Here is a 25,561-nt window from a genome sequence, read left to right as displayed (position 1 = left end):
TTAGCTATGTGCGATCCCATTATGCAGGTCGAAGTGATTATTCCTACCCAGACCAAATATCTGAATCTGATCGGGAGTATCGGCGAACATATTGCGAAGGAGTTGGAAGACTATTCCGGCGATCGCGAAATGCTGGCATATCATCTGAATCTGGTGTTAACCGAGGCGACCGCCAATGCGATCAAGCACGCTAACTGTAACGACCCGAAGGATTCGGTCCGCATCACCATTCATATCGACGACCATGAATTGAAAATCAAGGTCTACGATCACGGTCAGGGCTTCGACCTGGAAAAAGTGGACATCCCGGATTTCGACCATCCCAAGGAAGGCGGCATGGGCGTTTATTTTATCCGCACGCTGATGGATTCGGTCACTTACAATAGAATGAGCGACTGTAATGTGCTGGAAATCGTTAAGCATCTCAAATGAATTCGGCGGATAAAAAGAACAGCTCCGGAACCTGGCAGCAAGCCTTGCGCCGGCTGGCCGAACGGGTGCTGGGCAAAAAGCAGGGCCATGCTTTGTGCGTCAAATACCGTTCCTTGGCAACCGAAAATTATCAGGCGTTGGTGCCGCCGCGCTTTGCTCTGAAAGACATGCTGCATTTGGAACGACTGGATGCAACTTATCCGTCGGTGAGCCTGCTGAATCCGTCCCGGCACGTCGAGCATTATCGACTGCATTTTTACAGCCGGCAGGAGCGGTTTCTCGACGAATATATTCCACTGCTCGAAAATCTGCATCTTAGGGTAATGGATCAGGTGCAATTTACCGGTGACGTAAAAGGCGCCCGTTATTTCATCAAGAGTTTCACGATCAAGCCTGCGCAAGCTCCCTGCAAGCAAATCGTTAGGCTGAGGCCGCGCCTGCTCGATGCAATCCAAGCGATTTTGACCGCGCGCGTCGAAAACGACGGTCTGAACAAGCTGATCATCCTGACCGGTATGGACTGGCAGGAAATCGACGTGTTGCGCGCCTACCGGAATTACTATCTGCAATTGGGCCACCGAACCTCCCGCGCCAGTATCCATCATGCACTGCTCTGCAATCCCGACGTGGCGCTGTGCCTGTACCATTATTTCGATGAGCGCTTCAGGCCTTACGGCGAGCGCGAGACTGCCGAGGTCAGGGAAGAGCAATTTCTGCTGCCGATGCATCTGAATTTGCTGAAGAGCATGGAAAAGGTTGCCGATTTGAACGACGACCGAATCTTGCGCAACCTGTTCAATCTGATCGATGCGACGATGCGCTGCAATTTTCATCTGCGGCGGCAGTCGCTCGACGATTACTTCATCGCTTTCAAGATCAACAGCCTGGGTGTCATCGAGATGCCGCCGCCGAAGCCTCAGTACGAGATTTATGTGCATGCGGCGACGATGCAGGGTATTCATCTGCGCGCCGGCAAGGTGTCGCGGGGCGGCATCCGCTGGTCCGACCGGCCCGATGATTTCCGCAGCGAAATTCTCGGCCTGATGCAGACCCAGATTGCCAAAAATGCGCTGATCGTGCCGACCGGCGCTAAAGGCGGTTTTGTGCTGACCGGCAACAGTTTGCGGAGCGAGATGAAGGAGGCCGGCAAACGGGCTTATCTGACGCTGATCGAGGGCCTGCTTGATCTGACCGATAATTACGACGACGCGCAGATCGTATCGACTCCGCCGAATCTGGTTGTCTACGACGATCCCGATCCCTACCTGGTCGTCGCGGCCGATAAAGGCACGGCGCAGTTTTCCGATATTGCGAACGCGGTTTCGGCAGATTACCGATTCTGGCTCGGCGATGCATTCGCCAGCGGCGGTTCGTGCGGATACAATCACAAGGCCCTGGGCATTACCGCGCGCGGCGCCTGGGAATGCGTGAAGCGGCATTTCCGCGAACTCGGCAAGGACATTCAGAACGAAGCGTTTACCGCCGTCGGCGTCGGCAGCATGGACGGCGACGTGTTCGGCAACGGGATGCTGCTGTCGCCCTGTATCCGTTTGCTGGCCGCATTCAGCGGCCAGCATATCTTTCTCGATCCGAATCCGCCGGAGGACGAGTCGGCTTTTCTGGAGCGCAAGCGCTTGTTCGAATTGCCGGGCTCCAGTTGGGACGATTACGACCGTTCGTTGTTGTCGAAGGGCGGGGGCGTGTATTTGCGTTCCGCGAAAGATATTCCGCTCTCTTCCGAGGTGAAAGGATGGCTCGGCGTGCATTACCGCGCGCTCGACGGCGAATCGCTGATACGCTATTTGCTGACCGCGGAAACCGATTTGCTGTGGCTGGGCGGCATCGGTACCTATGTGAAGTCCAGCGCCGAAAAGCATGAAGACGTTTCCGATAGGGCGAACGATAATGTCCGTATCGATGCGTCCGCGCTGCGCGCGAAGGTGGTCGGGGAAGGGGCGAATCTCGGCTTTACTCAAAAAGCGCGGATCGAATACAACCTGAAGGGGGGCAGGATCAATACCGATGCGGTCGATAATTCTGCCGGCGTCGATACGTCCGATCATGAGGTCAATTTAAAAATTTTGCTGACGCTGCTGGGCAAGAGAAATTTACTGGCCGACAGTCAAACCTTATTCGCCGAGGTGACCGAAGAAGTTTGCCGGCTGGTGCTGGCGGACAATTATGCGCAGAGCCAATGCCTGTCCCTGGAGCAATTGCGGGGCGCGGAAAGTGCTGCGGCGTTTTTTAAGGCAGCCGAGCGGCTGGAGGGCGCCGGATTTCTCGATGGCGTCAGGAACGTGTTTCCCGGCGAAAAAGAAGTGCAGGGCCGGCCGGACAAGAGCCTGGCGCGGCCGGAGCTTGCGGTGCTGATGGCCGGCGCCAAAATGTTTCTGACCGAACAGATTCAGGCGCATACGGCATTATTGGAAGAACCGTGCTGCGAACGTTATCTGCGCGATTATTTTCCCGAGCGGATCGCCGAAGATTATCCGGGCGAATTGCCTCTGCATCCTCTGGCCGACAAGATCAAGGCGACCTTCATCAGCAACAAAATCATCAATCAGGCCGGCAGCGGCTTTCTTGTTCCTGATAACGGCGAGAAAATCGACCTGCTGGAACAAATCAACTGTTATCTGGCTTTTGAGCGTATCCTGGAGGCGGATGCGCTGCGGCGGCGTATCGAATGCCTCGACAATCAAGTGCCGGCGGCGCTGCAATACCGGCTTTTACTGGATATCGAGCTTTTGCTCGAACATTTTTGCCGCTGGGCTTTGGCCCGTGCGCTCCGGATTCGGCCCGATGCGGCGACAATGGCTTTGTACCGGGATTACTTGAACGATTATTGGGAATATTTCCATGCGCGGATACTGGCGCAGGACGAAGCGGTGAATGGACGTCTGGCCCACTACGAAGCCCAGGGGATCGCCGACGAGCTCGCTTTAAAAATGGCCTTCTTCGGCGAACTGCACGATTTTTTATGGCTTGTCGACCTGGCGCTGCGGTTGCAGCAAGATCTGGCGTCCGTTTCGCGGCGGTATCAGGAAATCAGAGCGCTTTTAGGGCTGGATGTGGTTTTTGACCGTCTCTCCGGCTTGCCCAGTCAGGACAGCTGGCAAGACAGAGTCGGCAGGGATTTGCAGGAACAGTTGATGACGTTGACCGGCAGACTGCTAATTGCGATCATGTCCAGCCCGGCGCCTACATGTGCAGCATATTTCGAAGCGCTCGGGAATCGGGACGAGGCTGCCCGTTATTTCGATCTTGCCCGGGAAGTCGGCCGTTTGACGCCGACTCATTTGTATCCCTATCTGGTGCTCTGCGGGCAGTTGGAAAGGCTGGCCGATAGTCTTTCCGTCGAAGCGAGCGACCCTTAGAAAGGGATGCCGATACCGGTTCGGCAAGAGCCTGTCCTGCTTGTAAGCAATCGCTAATACTTTAGGATTGACTTTTAAAAGAACTAGTAACAAACTGTACTATATATAAAAACTAGATTTCTGGTCTGTGTCGACAATCAACCAACCGCGAGGATCGGGCACCATGGACAAGAAGATATATGGTAGGGTTTCGGAGAGTCTTCCTGCAACGATCGTCAATGAAGACGGCGTCGAGCTGCACGTCATTGCCGTGGATACGACGGGGGACGGCGTCAATGTGTTGTGTGATTTTTACCAGCGGGATGCGATTGTGCCGGGCGGCAACTTTCTGGTCGGCGGACGTCCGGTGCAGTTGTCGATTTCTTTAACTTTGCCCGATGGTGAAGGGCAGGATGCGCCTTTTCGGGCGAAATGCCATATCGCGTTTTTGCGGCGTCTGTCGAAAGAACGCTGCATGATCGGCATGCGCTATGTCGATGTCGAGAGCCAGAGCCTGAACCGGCTGGTCCGGTATCTGAAAAAATCGGCCGGCTTGAATGAAGCGCATTGGCCGATTTAGCAGTAAATCTTATCCTTCCCAAACACTCCCGGGCATTTATCCCCCCAGCGCGCTGACGATTTCTTCCCGCAGTTTTCTCTGGGTTTCGGTATCGGCGATCGGTCTGAGCGCGCTGTCCGTCACGTAAAACATGTCTTCGGCGCGGCTGCCGATCGTGGTGATCTTCGCGTTGTGCAGATTGATGTGCTGCTTCACGAAGGCGCGGCCGATCTTCGACAGCAGGCCGGCCCGGTCGGTGGTGATCAGCTCGATGATCGTGCAGTGGCTCAGCGGGTCGTCCTGGAAACGGATGCTGGTCGGGATCGGAAAGTGTTTGGCCTGCCTGGACTGGCGGTGAATATTTTTACGCTCGTGCACTGCCTTGTGCAGCAGGTTATTGCGCAGCGCGGAACAAATATGTACTTCCCGGAGCAGGTCGGTGATCGGTTCGCCGTTTTGTTCGAGCACCTGAAAGCTGTTCAGGACATAATTGTCCAGGGTCGTCATGATGCGGGCGTCGAGCACGGTCAGGCCCAGCTGATCCAGCGTGGCGGTGCTGATCGAGAAAATGTTGCCTTCATTGGTCGTATAGACGAATACTTCCGCGCTGCCGTGCTGGGTTTGCGGGCGCAACAGCACCAGCGGCAGTTCTTCTTCGCTGGAAGAGGCGATCGCAATCGTATGCCAGACGATTTCGTCGGCCGAATAGCGCAGGAAATAATCGTCGTTCACGTGCCGCCAGGAGGCGTCGATGTCCGCCCCGGACAGGCCGAGCTTCAGGAGTTCGTCGTACGCTTCCTTCTTGGTTTCGAGAATCCGGTCGGTCTGGCCGGCCGGGTTCGGCAGGCCGCGGCGCAGCATCAGGTGCGTTGCCGAATAAAGTTCCCGCAGCAGCGAATCTTTCCAGGAATTCCACAATTCGGGATTGGTCGCGCGAATGTCGGCGACGGTCAGCAGATAGAGGTGATTCAAGTACTCGACGCTGGCGACCTGTTGAGCGAATTTGTAGATCACGTCCGGGTCGCTGATGTCCTTGCGCTGGGCGGTCATCGACATGATCAGATGGTTGCGGACCAGCCAGGTGACCAGTTTGGTGTCGTGCGCGGAAAAATCATGCTGCAGGCAGAATTCCCGGGCGATGTTTTCCCCGATCGTCGAATGGTCGCCGTTCATGCCTTTGGCGATGTCGTGGAAAAGTGCGGCAAAGTACAACAGTTCGGGTTTGCCGATCAACAAAAACGTCTGGTTGCACAGCGGCAGCTCATCCTTGTGTTTTTCGAGCGAAAAACGGCGCAGATTGCGGATCACGAACAGCGTATGTTCATCGACCGTGTAGATATGGAACAAGTCGTACTGCATGCGGGCGACGATGTTCGCGAAGCCGGGCAGGTAGGCGGCCAGGATACCGTAGCGGTTCATTCGCCGCAATTGGTGCGTCAGCCCCCGGGGTTGTTGGAAGATTTCGACGAACAGCCGGTTTACGGTCTTGTCGCGGCGGAAATCGTCATCGATCAGGTGCAGGCTTTTGCGGACCAGGCGGATCGTGGTTGCCCGTACTCCTTTCAGTTCCGGATGCTGCTGCAAAATCAGAATCATTTCCAGCAGGGCCGCCGGCCGGCGGACGAAGACCTGGTCGTCGATCGTTTCCAGATAGCCGTTGATCGAGACGAACTCCGCATTGTCCCGAATCCGCTTGATGTCGGTATGGCCGTTAATGAAGCGTTCGTGGAACAGCTGCAGCAGCATTTCGTTCAGGCGCTCGAGACCCTGCACGGTTTTGAAATAGAACTGCATGAACAGTTCGACGTCCTGGTTATACTGCTGATCCTCGCTGCTGAAGCCGAATTGCGCGGCCAGTTCGCGCTGATAGTCGAAGATCAGCCGGTCCTCGCAGCGGTTGGTCAGCAAATGCAGGGCGTAACGGATGCGCCACAGCATTTCGACCGCGTCGACCAGTTCGTTATATTCCGAGATCGGCAAAAATCCGTACTTGATCAGCTCTTTCAGTGTCGACGAATTGTAATGGCGTTTGAATACCCAGGCGATCACCTGGCGGTCGCGCAGTCCGCCGGGGCCTTCCTTGATGTTCGGCTCCAGGTTGTAGGCGGTATCGTGGAATTTGGCGTAGCGCTGCCGCTGCTCTTCCATTTTGGCGGCGAAAAACTGGTCGGAAGGCCAGATCTTGTCGGGCGAAATCGCTTCCCTGAGCGTTTCGTACAACGCCTGATCGCCGCAGATCAGCCGCATTTCCATCAGGCTGGTGATGACGGTCTGATCGTCGATTGCCTCGCGCACACATTCTTCAACCGTTCTGACGCTGTGCCCGGGTTTCAGGCCGATATCCCAGAGAAACGTGAAAAACTGCACCAGCGCATCCTGGCGCGGTGCAACGCCTTCCGAATCGAGCAGGACCATGATGTCGATATCGGAGTACGGGAACAGCTCGCGCCGGCCGTAACCGCCGACCGCAATCAGGCTCAGGCGGGGAGCGTGATCGCCGAGGAAAAGGCGCCAGCAGCGGCCAAGGATCGCATCAATAAAATCCGATTTGGCATGCAGCAGCGGCAGCACCGATTGGTGCGGATCGAATTGACGGCGCAGTTCGGCATTTTTCTCTTTCAGCAACTGCTTGAAGAACGGCAGGCTGTCGGAGCCGGAGAAGGGGAGCTTATCGATCGGATCGTGCAACGGAATTACCTTTCTTCTTGCCGTAACGTCAGGATCTCGAACCCGTCGGCAGTGACCAGTACGGTATGTTCCCACTGCGCGGAAAGGCTGCGGTCTTTGGTGACCACGGTCCAGCCGTCCGACAATATTTTGACATGACGTTTGCCGAGGTTGACCATCGGTTCGATCGTGAAAATCATGCCCGGCTGCAATACTTCGCCGGTGCCGGCTTTGCCGTAATGCAGGACCTGCGGCTCCTCGTGGAAGGCTTTGCCGATGCCGTGCCCGCAAAACTCCCGGACGATCGAATAACGATTGCTTTCCGCATGCTTCTGGATTGCCTGGCCGATATCCCCCAGCGTCGCGCCGGGTTTCACCTGTTGAATGCCCAGATACATCGATTCCTGGGTTATCTTAACCAGCCGTTTCGCGTGCGGGCTGACTTCGCCGACGCAGAACATCTTGCTGGTGTCGCCGTGATAATCATCCTTGATCACGGTGATATCGATGTTGACGATGTCTCCGGGTTTGAGCTTTTTTTCGCCGGGAATGCCGTGGCAAACCTGCTGATTCACCGAAGTGCAGATCGATTTCGGAAAGCCTCGATAATTCAGAGGGGCCGGAATGGCTTTTTGTACGTTCACGATGTAATCGTGGCAGATGTTGTTCAGCTCATTGGTCGTAATGCCCGGTACGACATGGGGTTCGATCATTTCCAGGACTTCGGCGGCCAGGCGGCCGGCGATGCGCATTTTTTCGATTTCGGCTTCGGTTTTGATGGTGATGCTCATTGATCAGGCAAGGCTCAGGACAATTTTAGATGGGGTGATTAGGTTAAAGATTCAGTAAACGAAAAATGCGGAGATCCATATATAAATTTGTCCAATATACCATATATCCGGCAGAGACGGGTTCGCTGCCGTAAAATACCCGAACATTCCCGAGCGATGGGGCGCTGACGGTGAAAGCGCAGTGCGTTTGGCACGGTAATTGGATTTGTTGATGTTGCCGAAATATGGTATAAAGTTAGGTTCAGTTTTTCTGAAATAAATACTCACTTTTACCGTCACACTTGCCAGGGTGCCTGCGTCGTACGTATTGCAGCGGGTTGGCAAGCGGGGTAAAGGGAGGCGTAACCCACCGGAACTTCGTTCCGAACTTTATACTTAGGAGAAAATTTAATGGCGGCAGTTTCAATGCGTCAAATGTTGGAAGCGGGTGTTCACTTCGGACACCAAACCCGTTACTGGAACCCGAAAATGTCTTCATACCTGTTCGGTGCCCGTAACAAGATCCACATCATCAATCTGGAAAAAACGCTTCCGTTGTTCAACGACGCGATGAATTATCTGGGTCAAATGTCCGCAAACAAAGGCAATGTCCTGTTTGTCGGCACCAAGAAAGCGGCGCGCAAAGTGGTTGCGGAGGAAGCGATCCGTTGCGGCATGCCTTATGTCAACCATCGCTGGCTGGGCGGCATGCTGACCAATTTCAAAACCATCAAAAAATCGATCAATCGCTTGAAGGAACTGGAAGCGATGAAGACCGACGGCACCCTGTATCAGCGCTTCGGCAAGAAAGAAGCCCTGTTGATGGAGCGCGAGCTGGAAAAACTCGAGCGCAGCCTGGGCGGTATCAAAGACATGAGAGGCATTCCGGACGTGATTTTCGTGCTGGATGTCGGTTACGAAAAAAATGCGATCATGGAAGCCAAGAAACTCGGTATTCCGGTGGTCGGCGTCGTCGATTCGAACAACTCGCCGGAAGGCATCGATTACGTGATTCCCGGCAACGACGATTCGATCCGTGCAGTCAAGCTGTACTGCGAATGCGCTTCCGCGGCGATTCTGGAAGCGAAGGCCGCTACGCAAGGATTGTCCGCCAAAGCGGACGACTTCGTCGAGGAGACTCCCGTAGCCGAATAAGCCGAAAACAGGCTGTTCGATGAGACCGGAAAACGCCTCCTTTTGGGGGCGTTTTCATAGTGAATGACAAGTTGAGGAAAATTAAAGAATGAGTATTACCGCGGGTATGGTTAAGGAACTGCGTGAAAGAACCGGTTCCGGCATGATGGAATGTAAAAAGGCCTTGCAAGAAGCCAACGGCGACATGGAGTTGGCGATCGAAAACATGCGCAAGGCCGGCTTGGCGAAAGCCGACAAAAAATCCGGCCGGATCGCAGCCGAAGGCAGCATCGGCGTCAAGATCAGCGACGATGAGAAAACGGCAGCAATCGTCGAAATCAACTGCGAAACCGATTTCGTCGCCAAATCGCCGGACTTCGTTGCTTTTGTGAACGACGTGACGAGCGCGCTGTTGAGCGCCGATGTCGCAACCAATGAGCAATTGCTCGAAATGAAGCTGGCCGGCGGCGAAACGGTCGATGAAACCCGCCGTGCGCTGATTGCAAAGCTGGGTGAGAACATTACCGTCAGACGCTTCGAAAAATTCCACACCGCAGAAGGCGGCACCGCCTGCTATCTGCACGGCAGCAAGATCGGCGTGATCGTCGAATTGGCCAAGGCCGACAAGGAACTGGGTAAGGACATCGCGATGCATATCGCCGCCAGCAAGCCGATTTGTGTGTCCGAAGACCAGGTTTCTCAGGAAACGATCGAAAAGGAAAAGGAAATCTTCAAGGCGCAAGCTGCCGAAAGCGGCAAGCCGGCCGATATCATCGAAAAGATGGTGGCCGGACGGATCAGCAAATTCTTTGCCGAAGTAACCCTGCTGGGTCAGCCGTTCATCAAGGACGACAAGCTGTCGGTCGGCAAACTGGTGTCTTCGAAAGGCAATAACGTCGCGCGTTTCGCCCGTCTCGAAGTCGGCGAAGGCATCGAAAAGAAAGAAGAAAACTTCGCCGAAGAAGTCATGGCACAGGTGCGGGGCAGCTAAACCGGCTGACGTCAGACCTTGTGCACAAGCTCTTAATAAACCATCCGACAAACATTTATGACAAAACCGATTTGCCAGAGAATTTTATTAAAGCTGAGCGGCGAGGCGCTGATGAGCGAAGCGGGCGGCAGCATCGATTCCGATATCCTGAACCGCCTGGCCGCCGAAATCAGGGAATTGTCCGATTTCGGCGTCCAGGTCGGCCTAGTGATCGGCGGCGGCAATATTCTGCGCGGCGCCGATAAGGCTTCGCAGGGATTGGACCGGGTGACCAGCGATCAGATGGGCATGCTGGCGACCGTGATCAATGCGCTGGCGATGCAGGATGCGCTGGAGCACCAGGGCTTGCAGGCACGCGTGATGTCGGCGCTGAAAATCAATCAGGTCTGCGAGGATTACATTCGCCGCCGCGCGGTCCGTCATCTGGAAAAAGGGCGGGTCGTGATTTTTGCGGCGGGTACCGGTAATCCGTTTTTCACTACGGATTCGGCGGCCAGCCTTAGGGCGGTCGAAATCAACGCCGAGCTGATGATCAAGGCGACCAAAGTCAAAGGCGTCTATTCGGACGACCCGGCCAAAAACAAGGATGCGGTTTTTTATCCGCATCTGACTTATGACGAAGCACTCGATCAGCGGCTGAACGTGATGGATACCACTGCGCTGGTACTGTGCAGAGACAATAACATCCCGATGCGGGTAATGAACATCTTCGAACAAGGCGCGGTGATGCGGTTGATGAAGGGTGAAGAAATCGGTTCGCTGATTGAACGAGGAAACAAGAAATGATAAGTGATATTCAACAGGATGCCGCGTCCCGCATGGGCAAAAGCATCGAAGCCTTAAAGCACGAGTTTTCGAAAATCCGGACCGGCCGCGCGCACCCGAGCCTGCTCGATCAGATCAGCGTGTCTTATTACGGCACCGATTCCTCGCTGTCTCAGGTCGCGAACATCGCGGTCGAGGATGCCCGGACGTTGACGATCACACCCTGGGAAAAGAACATGGTGCCGGTGATCGAGAAAGCGATCCTCAAATCGGATCTCGGCCTGAATCCTGCCACCAACGGCATGACGATTCGTATTCCGTTGCCACCGTTGACTGAACAGCGCCGTCGCGAACTGGTCAAGGTCGTCAAACATGAAGCCGAAAACGGCCGCGTGGCAATCCGCAATATCCGCCGCGATGCGAACAACGCGATCAAGGAAGCGTTGAAGGAAAAGCTGATTTCCGAAGACGATGCGCGCGGCGCGGAAGAAAAAATTCAGAAAATCACCGACCAGTACGTCAAGGAAGTCGAAAAGCTGTTGGAGGCAAAAGAAGCCGATCTGCTGTCGCTCTGATTCGGAAGCCTCACATGCCTTCAGAAAACGCCTGCAATCATTCCATCGATAACGGAATTCCTCGGCATATCGCAATCATCATGGACGGTAACGGACGCTGGGCGCAGAAACGCTTCATGCCGAGGGCCGTGGGCCATCAGGCGGGCGTCAAGGCGGTTCGCAAAATCGTCGAGCACTGTGTCCGGGAAGGCGTCGAAGTATTGACGCTGTTCGCGTTCAGCAGCGAGAACTGGCGGCGGCCGCCGGAAGAAGTCTCGTTGCTGATGGAGCTGTTCATGGTGACCTTACAGGCCGAGATCGACAAGTTGCACCAGAACAATATTCGCCTGCGCTTTATCGGCGATACAAGCCGTTTTTCCGAAGCTTTGCAGAAGAAAATGTCCGAAGGCGAAACGCAAACCCGCAATAACACCGCTTTGACTGTGGTGATTGCGGTCAATTACGGCGGCCGCTGGGATTTATGCCAAGCGTTCCGCACCCTCAATCAGAAGGTCTTGGCCGGCGAGCTGAAGCCGCAGGATATCGACGAAAATCTGGTTAGTCGCCATTTATCCACCGCGGATTTGCCGGAACCGGATCTGTTCATCAGAACCGGGGGCGAGCAGCGCGTCAGTAATTTTTTATTGTGGCAGCTGGCTTACACCGAATTGTACTTTACTGACACGCTTTGGCCCGACTTCGACCAGACATCGCTCGAAGAGGCCATCCTGAGCTTCAAAGGCCGACAAAGGCGCTTCGGGCATACCGGAGAACAGGTGCTCGGCAAAGCGGTCACTCTCTAACTTTAACGATAACTATAACAATGTTGCTCAAGCGAATTATCACTGCATCGATTTTGGCCGCCTTCGTTGCTACGGCGGTATTTACGCTTCCTCCCGAATATTTCTCCCTGTTACTCGCCGTCCTAACCCTGGTCGCGGCATGGGAATGGTTGTATCTGATCGATGTGCAATCGATCGCCAAGCGGGTGTTGTTCCTGCTGGCGCTGATTCTGCCGATGATTGGAGCCCATCTCTGGACGCAGTTTCTGGAACTGCTGGCGCAATGGACCAAATGGCCGGAGATTCGTTTTTACTCGGGGGTGATCGAATGGCTGGTGGTGCCGGCGGTTCTGTTCTGGATTATCGTGATGCTCTCGATCCGGAATCTGCCACAGACAGTGCTGAACCTGAAGCTGAGGCTGCGCTACAAGATGCTGATCGGCTGGTTCATCCTGCTGGCCTGTTGGCTGTTCCTGACCCGATTGCGGGCTTTCTACGAGCCGCCGATGACGATGTATTTCCTGGTGCTGATCTGGGCGGCCGACATTAGCGCGTATTTTGTGGGCAAGAAATACGGTAAAACCAAATTGGCTCCGGATATCAGCCCTGGAAAGACAGTCGCCGGTTTTTACGGTGCGCTTATTGCCGGCCTCGTTTGTGCGGCCGTGCTGAGCCTGATCTACGGTTTCAATTATGTTTTTGCAGCCGACTTTGCGCTGCTGTCGATGCTGACCGTATTGATTTCGGTCTACGGCGACCTGTTTTTCAGCGTGGTCAAACGCCAGCGCGGCGTCAAGGACAGCGGCGCGATCCTGCCCGGGCACGGCGGCATCCTGGATCGGGTCGATAGCATCGTTGCGGCGATCCCTTTGTTCTATGCGGGCATTTACCTGATTTACGGGTTGATCTGATGAAAGGAATATGCATACTCGGCGCGACCGGTTCGATCGGCGTCAGTACACTGGATGTGGTTGCAAGGCATCCCGATCTGTATAAAGTCGTTGCGCTGACCGCGAACAATAATATCGATCTTTTGCTTGAACAATGCCTGCAGCACCGGCCAGAGCTGGTCGTCGTCGCCGACGAAGCGAAAGCCTCCGCATTCAGGGACAAGATCGCCGGCACCGCCGCGGCAAACATCCGGGTGCTGGCCGGGGCCGAAGCTTTGGCGGAGGCCGCCACGCTGGACAATGTCGATTCGGTGATGGCGGCAATCGTTGGCGCGGCCGGCCTGCTGCCGACGTTGGCAGCCGCGAAGGCCGGCAAAACCGTCCTGTTGGCCAACAAGGAAGCGCTGGTGATGTCCGGCAATCTCTTCATGCAGGCAATCGCCGATTCCGGAGCCGAGCTGCTGCCGATCGATAGCGAGCACAACGCGATCTTTCAGTGTATGCCGTCCGCTTATAAAACCGGCGTGACCGCGCAGGCGGCCCGCCGTATCCTGCTGACCGCGTCGGGCGGTCCGTTCCGGCAGACTCCGATTGAAGATTTGGTGCATGTCACGCCGGAGCAGGCGGTTGCGCATCCGAATTGGGACATGGGCAAGAAAATCTCGGTCGATTCGGCGACCATGATGAACAAGGGGCTCGAAATGATCGAGGCCTGCCTGCTGTTCAATATGAAGCCGGAGCAGATTCAGGTCGTGATCCATCCGCAAAGCGTGATTCATTCGATGGTCGATTACATCGACGGGACCGTGCTTGCCCAGATGGGCAATCCGGACATGCGGATTCCGATCGCGCATGCATTGGCCTGGTCCGACCGCTTCGAATCCGGTGCGGAACCTTTGAACATCTTCAACGTACGCCGGATGGATTTCGAAGAACCCAACCTGGAGCGTTTTCCCTGCCTGCGCCTGGCCTACAAGGCCATCGAAGCAGGCGGCACAATGCCGGCGGTGTTGAATGCGGCGAACGAAATCGCGGTCGATGCCTTTCTGAACCGCCGGGTACGCTTTACCGATATTCCGGTCATCATCGAACGCAGTATGGATGCGATCGAGGTCAAGGCGGCCGATTCGCTTGAAATTGTTTTGGATCAGGATAAATTAGCTAGAAAGGTGTCTAACCGGATAATCGATCAATTGGCCGGCTAATTTTTTTATGAGCACTCTCTTTTACTTCATCGTCACGATCGGCGTTCTGGTTTCGTTTCATGAGTTCGGGCACTTTTGGGTTGCCCGCAAGGTCGGCGTGAAGGTGCTGCGCTTTTCGGTGGGCTTCGGCAGGGTCTTGTGGTCTTACCGGAAAGGCCCGGAATCGACCGAATATGTGATCTCGGCGATTCCGCTTGGCGGCTATGTGAAAATGGTCGATGAGCGCGAAGGTGAAGTCAAAAGCGAAGATCTGCCTTATGCTTTCAATCGGCAAAAGCTTTCCGCGCGTTCCGCGATCGTGGCGGCGGGACCGGTTTTTAATCTGATCTTGGCCGTTGTCCTGTTCTGGGTCGTGCTGGTCGTCGGCGAAGAAGGGACGCGGCCGATTCTCGGCAAGATCGAGGCGGGTACGCTCGCGGCCGAAGCAGGCTTGTTGGAAGGCGACGAATTCGTTGCGGTCAACGACAAGCGGACCCCGACCTGGTCCGAAACCTTAAACGTTCTGATCGGTGCGGCGCTCGACAGCGACCGGGAAATCAAACTGCTCGTAAAGGACAAGCAGGGCAGGGAGGAGGAGCGATGGATCAAGTTGACCGGTGCCGATGTGGAGGACCCCGAAAAACTTTACAAGCGGCTCGGATTTAATCCCTGGATGCCGAGATTGCGTCCCGTGATCGATAAGGTGTTGCCGGAGGGCGCGGCGCTGGCGGCAGGCATGAAATCCGGCGATATCGTGATTAGTGCGGACGGCACGCCGATCGCCGATTGGCAGCAGTGGGTCGAATATGTCAAAAACCGCCCCGGACGGCCAATAAAGGCGGAGATCGAGCGTGACGACGCGCGTCTAACGCTGACGATCACGCCGAAGACCGTAGAGATGCCCCGAACGGAGGAAGGCGAAGCACCGAAGGCCGAAGGGAAAATCGGCGCATCGGTCGTGATTCCCGAAGAAGTCAAGAGCGCGTTGAAGGTTGAATACGCGTTGGGACCTCTCGAAGCGATTCCGGCTGCCTTCACCAGAACCTACGATTATTCGTTTTCGACGCTGAAAATGATGGGCAAGATGGTACTTGGCCAAGCCTCGGTCAAAAACTTGAGCGGACCGATCAGCATCGCGCAATATGCGGGCGAGTCCGCCGAAATCGGTTTCGTGCATTTCCTAAAGTTCATCGCCTTAGTCAGCGTGAGTCTCGGAATATTGAATCTGTTGCCGATCCCGGTGCTCGACGGCGGGCATCTGGTGTTTTTCGGGATCGAGGCAATTAAAGGTGAACCCCTGTCCGAAAAAAGTCAGCTCTTCTTTCAACAGATCGGCCTTGCGATACTGGTGACTCTAATGGCGTTGGGGATGGTGATGGATATTCAGCGTCTGTTCCAATAAGCCGGCCTTTCGGTTGATTCCAGTTTTTTGCGGCCGCCCGAACTTTTTTCAATAACTCAAAAACGAGCAGATCATGAAGAGAATTATTTCTGTTGTTGCTTTCGCTGCCTCGGCGATGTCCGCCGGCTCCCTGCAGGCGGATGAAGCCGATGTCAAGTCGGCGCTTGCGAAGGCGATGCCCTCGGTCAAGATCGACTCGATCAAGCCTTCGGAGATCAAGGGTGTGTTCGAGGTGATGGTCGGCGCCAATCTGTTTTACGTCAGCGAGGAGGGTAAATACCTGTTGCAGGGCCATCTGATCGATCTGGCTTCGCGTACCGATCTGACCGAGGAAAAGTTGAGCAGCGCCCGTCAGGCCGCGCTCGACAAGGTTGGTGAAAAGAACATGATCATTTTCAAGCCGAAGATCGGTAAATACCAGGTTTCGGTATTTACCGATATCGACTGCGGCTATTGCCGCAAACTGCATTCCGAGATCGACCAATATCTCGCCGAAGGCATTACGGTCCGCTATCTGTTTTATCCGCGTGCGGGCAAGGGCTCGGATTCCTATAAAAAAGCCGTTTCGGTATGGTGCGCGGATGATCGGAACAAGGCACTGACCGAAGCGAAGAAAGGCGCCACCCCGAAAGAAAAAACCTGTGATAACCCGGTCGATCAACACATGCAGCTGGCGCAGGATTTTGATGCGCGGGGTACCCCGTTGATCGTGACCGAAAAAGGCAATCTGCTGCCGGGTTATGTGCCGGCCAAGCAATTGGCCGAAGTCCTTCGAGACGAACAGGCGGCAAAATAAATCACGGTCGGACTTCCAGGGTCGGAGTGGACGGTCCGGAAGCCGGTTCGTCGCGCTCAAAACTCAGTATACAGGAAGTATAGGCAGAGCCCATGCCTAGGCGGGGCTCCCTGACCGGGTATGCTCAACCCGTTCTCTTCCGAATCATCATACTCTACAAGGTGGTCTGCCTATGAGAAGCTCCGGTTTAATTCCGTTTCGAGCTTTGCTGCTTTCGGCGCTGTTCCTGCTTGCGGCGGTTCGTCCGGCCGCGGCGGTTGACGTACTTTCGGTGACCCAGGTGGCGCCTGGAATTTACGTTCATTTAGGACCTCATGAAATTCCGGACACCCGGAATCACGGCGCGATCGCGAACATCGGTTTCATTGTCGGCAAGCGTTGCGTTGCGGTGATCGATACGGGCGGAAACCCCGATCAGGGCAGGGCGCTTTTAAATGCGATTCGCCATCACACGGACAAGCCGATCTGCTACGTGATCAATACTCACGTGCATCCCGACCATATCTACGGCAACAGCGTGTTCAAGGCGAACGGCGTCAAGTTCGTGGGGCACTACCTGCTCGGCCGTGCGATGGCGGCGCGCGGACCTTTCTATCTTGCCAAGGCAAAAGAACTGCTGGCGATCGATTTAACGTCCGGGGACCTCATTCCTCCCGATATCGCGGTCGAAAAGGAACTCGATATCGATCTCGGCGGACGCATCCTGAAGCTGACCGCCCATCAGCCTGCGCATACCGACAACGACCTGTCGATTTACGATCCTTTGACCGATACCCTCTGGCTGGCCGATCTGTTGTTTATCGAACATTTGCCGGTGATCGACGGCAGCCTGAAAGGATGGCTCGCGGAGATTGATCGGCTGGAGCGTCGGAATTATAAAGTCGTGATTCCAGGGCACGGCCCCATCGTGAGGGACTGGCCGCAAAGTCTGCAGCCCGAAAAACGCTATCTGCAGACACTGTTGACCGATCTTAGAGCCTGGATCAAAAACGGCGGGTTTCTCGAACAGGCGGTGGAGGCGGTCGGCTATGAAGCGAAAGCCGAATGGAAACTTTTCGAGGATTTTCACCGCAAAAATGTGTCGACAGCGTTTGCGGAGCTGGAGTGGGAAGATTGAAAACTCCATAATGACGTGCGGGGGACGCGCTTCGCTTCGTCTAGCGTCGATCCCGGTAGTCGCACTTTGAATCCCTGTGCTGAAGCTGAAAGCGCTAAATTACAGTTGGAATCCGCCTATCGCGGTAAACAGCAAGCAGATCTGCAATAAGCTCTGCCAGGGATCACCCGGTTGCTGGCCTTTGATCTCGCGGTCGGCTTTGGCGCTGAGTACCAGGATCCGGTGTAAAGCGGCTTCGCTCAAACGCTCCAGCGCATGGCTGACCAGTGCTTTGCGCTTATCCCAGATTTGCTGCGCCTGCATCGCCGCGTCCCGGTTTTTGCCGGCGGCGATCTCCCGCTTGAGCTTGCAAAGCAAGCGAGCTTCTCGGGTAATCGACCAGAGTACGACCGGAGGGGCAACATCCTCCTCTTTCAATCCTGCCAGAATTTTGGTAATTCTTCCCGGATGGCCGGCCAGCAGGCTATCGGCCAGTTTGAATACGTCATGCCGCGAACTGTCCGCGACCGCGTCGGCGATCTTTACGGTATCCAGAAAGCCTGCACCGTAGAGAATGTACAGCTTTTCGATTTCCTGCGCGGCGGCCAGCAGGTTGCCTTCGATTCGGCCAGTAAGCAGCTTCAAGCCTTCATTGTCGGTATTGATCCCACGCAGCTGAAGCCGCTGCTGCAGCCAGCGCTGCAAATCCTCGCCTTCGAGCGGCCAGACCTGAATGAACACGCCGACGCGTTCCAGGGCCTGAAACCAGCGGGTTTTCAGAGAAGCGGCGGTCAGTTTGCCGGAGGTGATCAATAACAGGGTATCTTCGGGCAAGCGTTCGCAATAGGCGGCCAGAACCTTTGCGCCTTCGGTGCCGGGAGAGCCGGAGGGCAGCCTGAGGTCGATCACTTTGCGGTCCGCGAACAGCGAAGTCGCGTACGCGGCTGCCGGCAGGTCGTTCCAGGAAAAGCCGCTGTCCTGCGAAAAAATTTCGCGCTCGAGATAGCCGGCCTCTTGTGCCGCCTTGCGGATCGCATCGGTGATTTCGGCGATTTGCTGAGGCTCATCGCCGCTGACCAGATAAACCGGTGCGAGCTTGTTGCCGCGTAAATGCTGCGCCGTCTGTTCCGGCTTCAGGCGCATGATTATTTGGCTTTAGCCTGAATTTGCGCCTTCGCGCGGTCGAGGATGGAACGTACCGCCTGCCGATACATTTCCCGCCGAATCACGCCTTCTTCGTTATTTTTCGCCAGAATGTCCTGTTGGTCGTTGAAAAACTCGCGCGTGATCAGGAGGGGTTCGTTCGAGGGCAGCGGGGCATTATCGGCGCCTGTCAGCTGAAATTTCAGGCGGTAACTCAATTCCAGCTGGTTAGAGCGGCCGCTGAAGTTCAGCGAAACGACGCGGCGATTGTATTTTTCATCGTCCACCTTGATGTGCAGATCCGCCTCTTTCGCGCTTTTGGCCAAGCGGGCGGACGATAGTTTCAATACTTCGTCGAATTGCTCCCGCAAGGCTTCCGTGGCGCCTTCAAGATAGACCTTCTTGAATTTGACCGCCGCTTGCTCGGTCCCGCGCAAGTGATAGCCGCAGGCGCTCAACCAACATGCCAGTAAGACAATGAAAAGCTTCTTCATCAAATAACGATATTCACCAATTTTTTGGGGACCACGATGATTTTTTTGGCTGCCCGGCCTTCCAGCAAGTGCGCGATGTGTTCGTTGTTCAGCGCCAGGGCTTCGATCTCCTGGCTCGAAGCAGCGGCGGGCGCCGAGATTTTGCCGCGCAGTTTGCCGTTGATCTGTACGACCATTTCGAGTGTATCCTGGGCCAGCGCCGACGGGTCCACGGCCGGCCAAGCGGCGCTGATCAGCGCATTGGTGCGTCCCAGGTCCTGCCAGAGCTGATGGCAGACATGCGGCACGATCGGGGACAGCATCAGCACGATTGCCTCTAACGCTTCCTGCAGCAGTGCGCGTCCGTTATCGGTTTCGTCGTTGAACTTGTACAGGCTGTTGACCAGTTCCATATTGGCCGCGATCGCGGTATTGAACGTGAAGCGACGGCCGTAATCGTCGCTGACTTTCGCGATCGTTTGATGCAGCTGGCGGCGCAAATCGGCCTGTGCCTTGGTCAGGGCCGCCTTGTCGAGGGCTTTGGCCGGCTGGCCCGGTTCGACGTGCTGGTAGACCAGCTTCCAGAGCCGTTTCAAAAAGCGGAAGGCGCCTTCGACGCCGCTGTCGGACCATTCGAGCGACTGTTCGGGCGGCGCCGCGAACATGATGAACAGGCGAACCGTGTCGGCGCCGTATTGGTCGATCAGCGCCTGCGGATCGACCGTATTGCCTTTCGATTTGGACATCTTGCTGCCGTCTTTCAGCACCATGCCCTGGGTCAACAGGTTTTTGAACGGTTCGTCGGGGGCCAGCAGGCCTTCGTCGCGCAGCAGCTTGTTATAGAAGCGCGCGTAGAGCAGGTGCAGGATCGCGTGTTCGATCCCGCCGATGTAATGGTCGACCGGTAGCCAGTAGTTCGCGCGGGCATCGAGCATCGTCTCCGCATCCTTGCAGGTGAATTTTGCGAAGTACCAGGACGACTCCATGAACGTATCGAACGTGTCGGTCTCGCGCCTGGCCGGCTTGCCGCAGCTTGGGCAGGTCGTCTTGGAGAAAGTCGGATGCGCGACCAACGGCGATTGCGAACCGTCCAGCACCACGTCGCGCGGCAGTTCGACCGGCAGGTCTTTTTCGGGCACCGGCACGGTGCCGCAATCGCCGCAATAGATCACCGGAATCGGCGCGCCCCAGTAACGCTGGCGCGAAACGCCCCAGTCGCGGAGGCGGAAGCGCATCTGCTTGTCGCCGAGGGCTTTTGCTTTCAGATCGGCGGCGATCGCCTCGACCGCCTGTTTGTGCGTCAGTCCGTCGTATTTGCCGCTGTTGACCAGCCGCATCGAGTCTTCCTTCGACTCATACCAATCCTGCCAGCCGGCCGTAGAGAACGGCTTATCGTCTTTGCCGGGTGCCGTGTTCTCCAGCACCTGGATGATTGGCAGATTGTATTTCTGGGCGAAATGGAAATCGCGCTCGTCGTGCGCCGGCACCGCCATGACGGCGCCTTCGCCGTAGCTCATCAACACATAGTTGCCGACCCAGACCGGCACCTGGGCGCCGGTCAGAGGATGCGAGACCTTGATTCCGGTCGGCATGCCCTTCTTTTCCATCGTCGCCAAATCGGCCTCGGCGGTACCGGTCTGTTCGCATTCGTGGATGAAGGCGGCCAGTTCGGGATTTGTTTGCGCAGCGTGCGCAGCTAAAGGATGTTCGGGGGCGACGGCGCAGAAGGTGACGCCCATGATCGTGTCGGCGCGGGTCGTATAAACCCACAACAGATCCTGCTTGCCGTTCAGCTCGTAAGGGAAGGCGAAACGGACGCCGTAGCTCTTGCCGATCCAGTTCGCCTGCATCGTTTTGACCTGCTCCGGCCAGCCGTCGAGTGTCTCGAGCGCGGCCAGGAGTTCATCCGCATAATCGGTGATCTTCAGAAACCACTGCGCGATTTCCTTGCGCTCGACCTGGATATCGCAGCGCCAGCAGCAGCCGTCGATGACCTGCTCGTTTGCGAGCACGGTCATGTCGTTCGGACACCAGTTGACCGGCGCAGTCTTCTTGTAGACCAGGCCTTTTTCGAGCAGCTTCAGGAAGAACCATTGCTCCCAGCGGTAGTAGGACGGATCGCAGGTCGCAATCTCGCGGTTCCAGTCGTAGCCGAAGCCGAGCCGCTGCAGCTGGCCCTTCATGTAGGCGATGTTCTCGTAGGTCCAGTCGGCAGGATGCACGCCGTGCTGCATCGCGGCGTTCTCGGCCGGTAGGCCGAACGCGTCCCAGCCCATCGGCTGCAGCACGTTTTTGCCGAGCATGCGCTGGTAGCGGCTGATCACGTCGCCGATGGTATAGTTGCGGACATGCCCCATGTGTAATTTACCGCTGGGATAGGGGAACATCGACAGGCAATAATACTTTTCTCCCTGGGAGGTTTCGGAAGCGCCGAATACGCCTTTTTCTTCCCAGATTTGCTGCACTTCTTGCTCTATAACCAACGGCTTGTAATTTTCTTGCATCCTTCTCGTCTTTTGTCGGCCAAAAGCGTTAGAATACCACAGTTGCTCGAATCAAAGAGTGTCATTTTCAGGAGATGTAACGATGAATAAAAACAAATGGGTCGCTGCGTACAACGACATTGTCAAGCACCTTTACGAAACGATGGACGACGCCCTGCACACGCTCGGCGAGGCGCTCGAGATCTCGACCGAAAAAGCCGGTAAAACCAGCGATTTGAGTAAGGAAGAGCTGGACAAGGTATCGGGGTACGTGAAGCGCGACATCGAAAGCGCGGCCCGCGATTTGAGTGCCGAGCAGGATGATAAGGAACTGGGCGAATGGTTCAAATTCGACATCGAGCTGATCGAGAATTTTGCGCTCGACGCGTTCTTGAGCGTCGCGGACAAAACCCGCATCCAGCTGGCCGAAATCGAAGAACGCGCCAAGGTGCACAAATACCAGAGCGGGGAAATCACGATTCCTGGCACTTTTATATGCGACGAGTGCGGCAAGGAAATCGCGTTCAAAACGACCAGCGAAATCCCGGTTTGCCCGGTTTGCCATGCGACCACATTCGTGCGCATGTAGGCAACAAAAGCCCCGCCTAATGTATTATAATAATGCTTTCAGCCAGCGGATTTCGAGGTACGAGTAAAATAATGCGCAGAGTCATTTTCAATCAAAAGGGCGGGGTCGGCAAATCCACGATTACCTGCAATCTGGCCGCGATCAGCGCTGTCGAAGGCAAGCGGACTCTGGTAATCGATCTGGACGTCCAGGGCAACTCCACGCAATACCTGATGGGTCAAAAGGTTTCCGAAAGCGGAAAGACGCTCGCGCAGTTTTTCAAGGACACGCTGAGCCTGTCGCTGTTCGGAGGGAGCACGGGTTCCGGGCTGGAAAATTTTATTCATGAGACTCCGTTTCCGAATCTGTATGTAGTTCCGTCGCATCCTGAACTGGAGTCTCTGCAAAGCAAACTCGAGTCGCGTTTCAAGATCTTCAAGCTGAAGGAGGCGCTGGACAGTCTGCAAGGCTTCGACCAGGTTTACATGGATACGCCGCCGGTGCTGAATTTTTTCAGTCAGTCGGCGCTGATCGCAGCAGACAAATGCCTGATACCGTTCGACTGCGATACTTTTTCGCGCGATTCGTTGCTGACTTTGATGAATACGATCCGCGAAGTGAAGGCCGACCACAATCAAAACCTCGAGATCGAGGGAATCGTGGTCAATCAGTTCCAGAAACAGGCGAACCTGCCGCGCCAATTGGTCGATCAGTTGGTTGCCGAAGGCCTGCCGGTGCTTGCTGCAATGATTTCGCCTTCGGTCAAGGTGCGGGAATCGCACAGTCAGGCGCAGCCGCTGGTACATTACGTGCCGGGCCATAAACTGACCGAAGAGTTCAAGGCGTTACACTCCGAGATTCACGGCCAATCGTAATGCCGGGGTCATCGGCTGCAGGCGGTCTTATAGCCCGCCTGCGCCGCCGTACAGCAATCCGTAGAGTCCGCCCGTTCTTACGTTGGCGTCGGCGTTCCGGATCCACCCGTTCCGCTCGAATTCGCCGACGATCGTCTTCAGAACCGGCGCCGCTTCCTGAAGATTCATGCCGGACTTGATGCGCGGATCGTAGAGCATTTTCAACAGCAGATAATCCAGCCCCGACAGCAAGGTATTGACCGATTTGTCGTTGAAGATCGAAGGGAAGACCTTGTCCGAATCGTTCGGCAATCCCAAAACCTGGGTAATTTCTTCGACGATGCAGTCGACCAGCTTGGCGTGGGCGTTGGCGCGGTCGACCGGAATGAGTACGACCCCCCGGACAATAGAGCCGTCTTTTGCCGGGGTGAAATGCCCGAGACAGACGCTGTCGCGGAACAATGCTTCCCTTTGCGGTTTGGAACGGATGCCGAAATCCTGCAGCAGTTCGTTCCGCAGCTGCATCTCGGTCGAAAAAATGACCAGCAGATTGGCCGATGCCGGCGTTTTGGCCGGCTCCATCGCCAGGCCGGTAATTTTGGCGAGCTGCTCGATATGCATTCGGGCCAATCTCTCGTGCAGAGCCTGATCGCCGACCCGGTGCACAAAATAATAGCCGACCGGCCTCGTCCACTTGCGGACGCCCATCGGTTGTGCCGAATATTCGTTGAACATCGCGATTTCGATAAAGCTTTTCAGCAGATACCCCGGCGATTGCCAGGAATCGAGCGGGGCAGTCGGCGCTGCTGTGGCGGCCTTAGGGCCGAGCAGGCATAAACTCAGCAGCAACGAGGTGATAATCCGGTAAATTTTATTCTGCATCTGTTGTCCTGGAAGGTGTTGCCGTTAAGGGCTTCCGGCACCAGTCAAGAAATCATCACGCCGCACGGGGTAAATATCCGGTAAAATACCGGCGCCCCGAAGCCGGCCCGAAATATTCCGCCAATCCTATGAAAAACTTTACTGCCGCGCGCCATACGCCTTGGCTGTTGCCCGTATTATCCGGCATTCTGATCGGTACCAGCTACATTCCGTTTCCTCCCTGGGCCGCTTTATTTTGTTTCGTGCCGTTATGGCGCTTCTGGAGCCGCCAGACCTCCCTCAAGCCGGTGCTTCTTGGCGGCCTGTTAACCGCCTTTGTCTTCACGCTGATCGGTTTCAACTGGGTCGCCTATCTATTGCACGAGTTCGCGCATTTGCCCTGGCCTTTGGCGGTTGCCGGAATGCTATTGTATGCCTTGCTTGCGCATTTGTTCGTGCCGTTGGCGGGAGGCCTCTGGTTTTGGGGCAGAAGCCGTTTCGATTGGGGCGAACGGCTTTCGCTCGCGCTGATGGCGATGATCACAATACTGTGCGAAGCCTACTCGCTGACGCTGTTCGACTGGAATTTCGGGTATTCGTGGTACGGTGCGGGCGTACCGGTTTTTCAGTGGGCCGAGATCATCGGTTTCAAGGGGCTCAGCGCGCTGACGCTGCTCGCGAATCTGCCTTTGTATTGGGCCTGGGTTGACCGTCATGCCATTCGGGGCAAAATCCTGCTGGCCTCGGTCGGCGCGGTGTTCGTCCTGCTCAATTTCGGCGGACTGTGGTTGAAAAATCGCCTGCCTGAACCCGACGCGTCGATCAACGCACTGCTGGTTCAGGCCAGTATCGAAAACTCGGAAAAGCTGGCCGCCGAGCTCGGCAAGGGCTTCCGGGAGGAAATTTTCAGGCGCTACATACGGCTGACCGATCAGGCGCTAGAAAAGTATCAGGATCAAAAAATCGATGTCGCTTTGTGGCCGGAAACCGCATTTCCGGCGATTCTCGGTCCGGAATTCATTACGCAGGAATATCCTTCCGTGCTGCGCGAATACCTGCGCGAGAGGCAATTGCCGCTGATTACCGGTGCTTACGGTTATGACCTGGAGCAGCGGCTGCCGACCAACTCGTTGTTCGTACTGGACAAGGACGGCGAACTCCAGGCCGCGCATTACAGCAAGACGATCCTGCTCGCATTCGGCGAATACGTGCCGGGTGAACGGCTCTTTCCCCAAATTCGACAGTGGCTGCCCGAAACCGGTCAGTTCGCCCGCGGCAAGGGGCCGAACGAGCTGTTGACCTGGAACGGCTTCAAGATCGGTGCGCAAATCTGTTACGAAAGCCTGTTTCCCGAGTTTTCGCGCGAGCTGGCCGGACGGGGAGCCGAATTTATCGTGAATGCAACGAATGATTCCTGGTATGGGAGTTGGCAGGAGCCGTACCAGCATATGTACATGACGCTGGCGCGCGGCGTCGAATTCCGGATTCCGGTGCTCCGGGTCACCAATACCGGCATTTCGACCGTTGCGCTGGCGTCGGGCGAAATTCTGGAGCGTTCTCCGCTCTATCGGCCCTGGAGCGGCTTGTATGAGGTCCGCTACCGGAAAAATCCCGAGCCGACTTTTTACCAAGGGTGGTTCCATCTGGTGCCGGCGCTGCTCTGGTCGGGGCTCTTGATATTGCTGATATTCGGCCGGTATCTTCGGTCTCGGCAGCATAGCTAAACCGGCAGGGCGGATTGGATGCGCGGAAGGATTTGTTGAAGCGGAAAGGACGCGGGGATTGCGCATCCGGCCCACCTTGC

Annotated in this window: 22 protein-coding genes; 16 read left to right on the top strand and 6 right to left on the bottom strand. The window is 55.9% G+C overall.

What is annotated here, in order from left to right:
* Positions 1 to 6 precede the first annotated feature (6 nt).
* The 3 genes from JJL52_RS17950 (at position 7) to JJL52_RS17940 (ending at position 4,365) form a co-directional block, all read left to right on the top strand.
* A complete protein-coding gene (locus JJL52_RS17950) occupies positions 7 to 432 on the top strand; it encodes an ATP-binding protein (RefSeq protein WP_005372577.1) in 426 nt (141 codons plus the stop codon).
* Positions 429 to 3,806, top strand: coding sequence for an NAD-glutamate dehydrogenase domain-containing protein (locus JJL52_RS17945; protein ID WP_202053868.1), 3,378 nt, complete (start codon positions 429 to 431; stop codon positions 3,804 to 3,806). The genes JJL52_RS17950 and JJL52_RS17945 overlap by 4 nt, the downstream gene beginning before the upstream one ends.
* Before the next feature lie 163 nt (positions 3,807 to 3,969).
* Positions 3,970 to 4,365: a PilZ domain-containing protein gene (locus tag JJL52_RS17940; protein WP_202053867.1), complete on the top strand. Its 396-nt coding sequence runs from the start codon at positions 3,970 to 3,972 to the stop codon at positions 4,363 to 4,365.
* A 36-nt stretch (positions 4,366 to 4,401) separates the two neighbouring features.
* Here the strand turns inward: JJL52_RS17940 and glnD are convergent, their stop codons facing one another.
* Positions 4,402 to 7,032 carry a [protein-PII] uridylyltransferase gene (gene glnD / locus JJL52_RS17935; protein WP_202053866.1) on the bottom strand — a complete coding sequence of 877 codons (2,631 nt, stop codon included), beginning with the start codon at positions 7,030 to 7,032 and terminating at the stop codon, positions 4,402 to 4,404.
* A gap of 5 nt (positions 7,033 to 7,037) precedes the next feature.
* Positions 7,038 to 7,802: a type I methionyl aminopeptidase gene (map, locus tag JJL52_RS17930; protein ID WP_202053865.1), complete on the bottom strand. Its 765-nt coding sequence runs from the start codon at positions 7,800 to 7,802 to the stop codon at positions 7,038 to 7,040.
* Positions 7,803 to 8,192: 390 nt separating this feature from the next.
* Between map and rpsB the strand changes: the two genes are divergently transcribed.
* The 10 genes from rpsB (at position 8,193) to JJL52_RS17880 (ending at position 17,396) form a co-directional block, all read left to right on the top strand.
* Positions 8,193 to 8,936, top strand: coding sequence for a 30S ribosomal protein S2 (rpsB, locus tag JJL52_RS17925; RefSeq protein WP_202053864.1), 744 nt, complete (start codon positions 8,193 to 8,195; stop codon positions 8,934 to 8,936).
* A gap of 88 nt (positions 8,937 to 9,024) precedes the next feature.
* Complete coding sequence (gene tsf / locus JJL52_RS17920; RefSeq protein WP_202053863.1) at positions 9,025 to 9,906, top strand: translation elongation factor Ts; 882 nt, start codon at positions 9,025 to 9,027, stop codon at positions 9,904 to 9,906.
* 57 nt (positions 9,907 to 9,963) lie between these two features.
* Complete coding sequence (gene pyrH, locus JJL52_RS17915) at positions 9,964 to 10,692, top strand: UMP kinase (protein WP_202053862.1); 729 nt, start codon at positions 9,964 to 9,966, stop codon at positions 10,690 to 10,692.
* On the top strand, positions 10,689 to 11,246 hold the full coding sequence (frr, locus tag JJL52_RS17910; protein ID WP_202053861.1) for a ribosome recycling factor: 558 nt from the start codon (positions 10,689 to 10,691) through the stop codon (positions 11,244 to 11,246). Before pyrH ends, frr begins: the two co-directional genes overlap by 4 nt.
* 14 nt (positions 11,247 to 11,260) lie before the next feature.
* Positions 11,261 to 12,028, top strand: coding sequence for an undecaprenyl pyrophosphate synthase (gene uppS / locus JJL52_RS17905; protein WP_202053860.1), 768 nt, complete (start codon positions 11,261 to 11,263; stop codon positions 12,026 to 12,028).
* A gap of 20 nt (positions 12,029 to 12,048) precedes the next feature.
* Positions 12,049 to 12,918: a phosphatidate cytidylyltransferase gene (locus tag JJL52_RS17900; RefSeq protein ID WP_202053859.1), complete on the top strand. Its 870-nt coding sequence runs from the start codon at positions 12,049 to 12,051 to the stop codon at positions 12,916 to 12,918.
* On the top strand, positions 12,918 to 14,102 hold the full coding sequence (ispC, locus tag JJL52_RS17895) for a 1-deoxy-D-xylulose-5-phosphate reductoisomerase (RefSeq protein ID WP_202053858.1): 1,185 nt from the start codon (positions 12,918 to 12,920) through the stop codon (positions 14,100 to 14,102). The genes JJL52_RS17900 and ispC overlap by 1 nt, the downstream gene beginning before the upstream one ends.
* Before the next feature lie 7 nt (positions 14,103 to 14,109).
* On the top strand, positions 14,110 to 15,483 hold the full coding sequence (gene rseP / locus JJL52_RS17890; protein WP_202053857.1) for an RIP metalloprotease RseP: 1,374 nt from the start codon (positions 14,110 to 14,112) through the stop codon (positions 15,481 to 15,483).
* 73 nt (positions 15,484 to 15,556) lie between these two features.
* Positions 15,557 to 16,279, top strand: a complete 723-nt coding sequence (locus JJL52_RS17885) for a DsbC family protein (protein ID WP_202053856.1) — start codon at positions 15,557 to 15,559, stop codon at positions 16,277 to 16,279.
* A 172-nt stretch (positions 16,280 to 16,451) separates the two neighbouring features.
* Positions 16,452 to 17,396: a quinoprotein relay system zinc metallohydrolase 2 gene (locus JJL52_RS17880; protein WP_202053855.1), complete on the top strand. Its 945-nt coding sequence runs from the start codon at positions 16,452 to 16,454 to the stop codon at positions 17,394 to 17,396.
* 99 nt (positions 17,397 to 17,495) lie between these two features.
* Here JJL52_RS17880 and holA read toward each other — a convergent pair whose 3' ends face one another.
* The 3 genes from holA to leuS are packed head-to-tail and all read right to left on the bottom strand — an operon-like array spanning position 17,496 to position 21,495.
* Positions 17,496 to 18,518 (bottom strand): DNA polymerase III subunit delta, encoded by a 1,023-nt coding sequence (gene holA, locus JJL52_RS17875; protein ID WP_202053854.1) that lies wholly within the window; start codon positions 18,516 to 18,518, stop codon positions 17,496 to 17,498.
* A 2-nt stretch (positions 18,519 to 18,520) separates the two neighbouring features.
* Positions 18,521 to 19,012, bottom strand: a complete 492-nt coding sequence (locus JJL52_RS17870; protein ID WP_236994341.1) for an LPS-assembly lipoprotein LptE — start codon at positions 19,010 to 19,012, stop codon at positions 18,521 to 18,523.
* Positions 19,012 to 21,495, bottom strand: coding sequence for a leucine--tRNA ligase (gene leuS, locus JJL52_RS17865; RefSeq protein WP_202053852.1), 2,484 nt, complete (start codon positions 21,493 to 21,495; stop codon positions 19,012 to 19,014). Before leuS ends, JJL52_RS17870 begins: the two co-directional genes overlap by 1 nt.
* A gap of 82 nt (positions 21,496 to 21,577) precedes the next feature.
* Here leuS and JJL52_RS17860 point away from each other — a divergent pair, with 82 nt between their 5' ends.
* Together JJL52_RS17860 and JJL52_RS17855 are read left to right on the top strand one after the other, a co-directional pair.
* Entirely contained in the window at positions 21,578 to 22,063 is a 486-nt protein-coding gene (locus tag JJL52_RS17860) for a zinc ribbon-containing protein (protein ID WP_202053851.1), read from the top strand.
* Between the two features lie 71 nt (positions 22,064 to 22,134).
* Entirely contained in the window at positions 22,135 to 22,917 is a 783-nt protein-coding gene (locus tag JJL52_RS17855) for a ParA family protein (protein WP_202053850.1), read from the top strand.
* Positions 22,918 to 22,944: 27 nt separating this feature from the next.
* On the opposite strand, the gene JJL52_RS17850 is transcribed toward JJL52_RS17855, so the two are convergent.
* Positions 22,945 to 23,778 carry a DUF2927 domain-containing protein gene (locus JJL52_RS17850; protein WP_202053849.1) on the bottom strand — a complete coding sequence of 278 codons (834 nt, stop codon included), beginning with the start codon at positions 23,776 to 23,778 and terminating at the stop codon, positions 22,945 to 22,947.
* A gap of 128 nt (positions 23,779 to 23,906) precedes the next feature.
* Here JJL52_RS17850 and lnt point away from each other — a divergent pair, with 128 nt between their 5' ends.
* Positions 23,907 to 25,481: an apolipoprotein N-acyltransferase gene (gene lnt / locus JJL52_RS17845; protein WP_202053848.1), complete on the top strand. Its 1,575-nt coding sequence runs from the start codon at positions 23,907 to 23,909 to the stop codon at positions 25,479 to 25,481.
* Positions 25,482 to 25,561: the final 80 nt, after the last annotated feature.

This window comes from Candidatus Methylomicrobium oryzae (assembly GCF_016745425.1).
GTDB classification, from domain to species: domain Bacteria; phylum Pseudomonadota; class Gammaproteobacteria; order Methylococcales; family Methylomonadaceae; genus Methylomicrobium; species Methylomicrobium oryzae.
The sequence above is the reverse complement of the archived record's forward strand: the minus strand, read 5'-3'. Positions and strand labels throughout refer to the sequence as shown.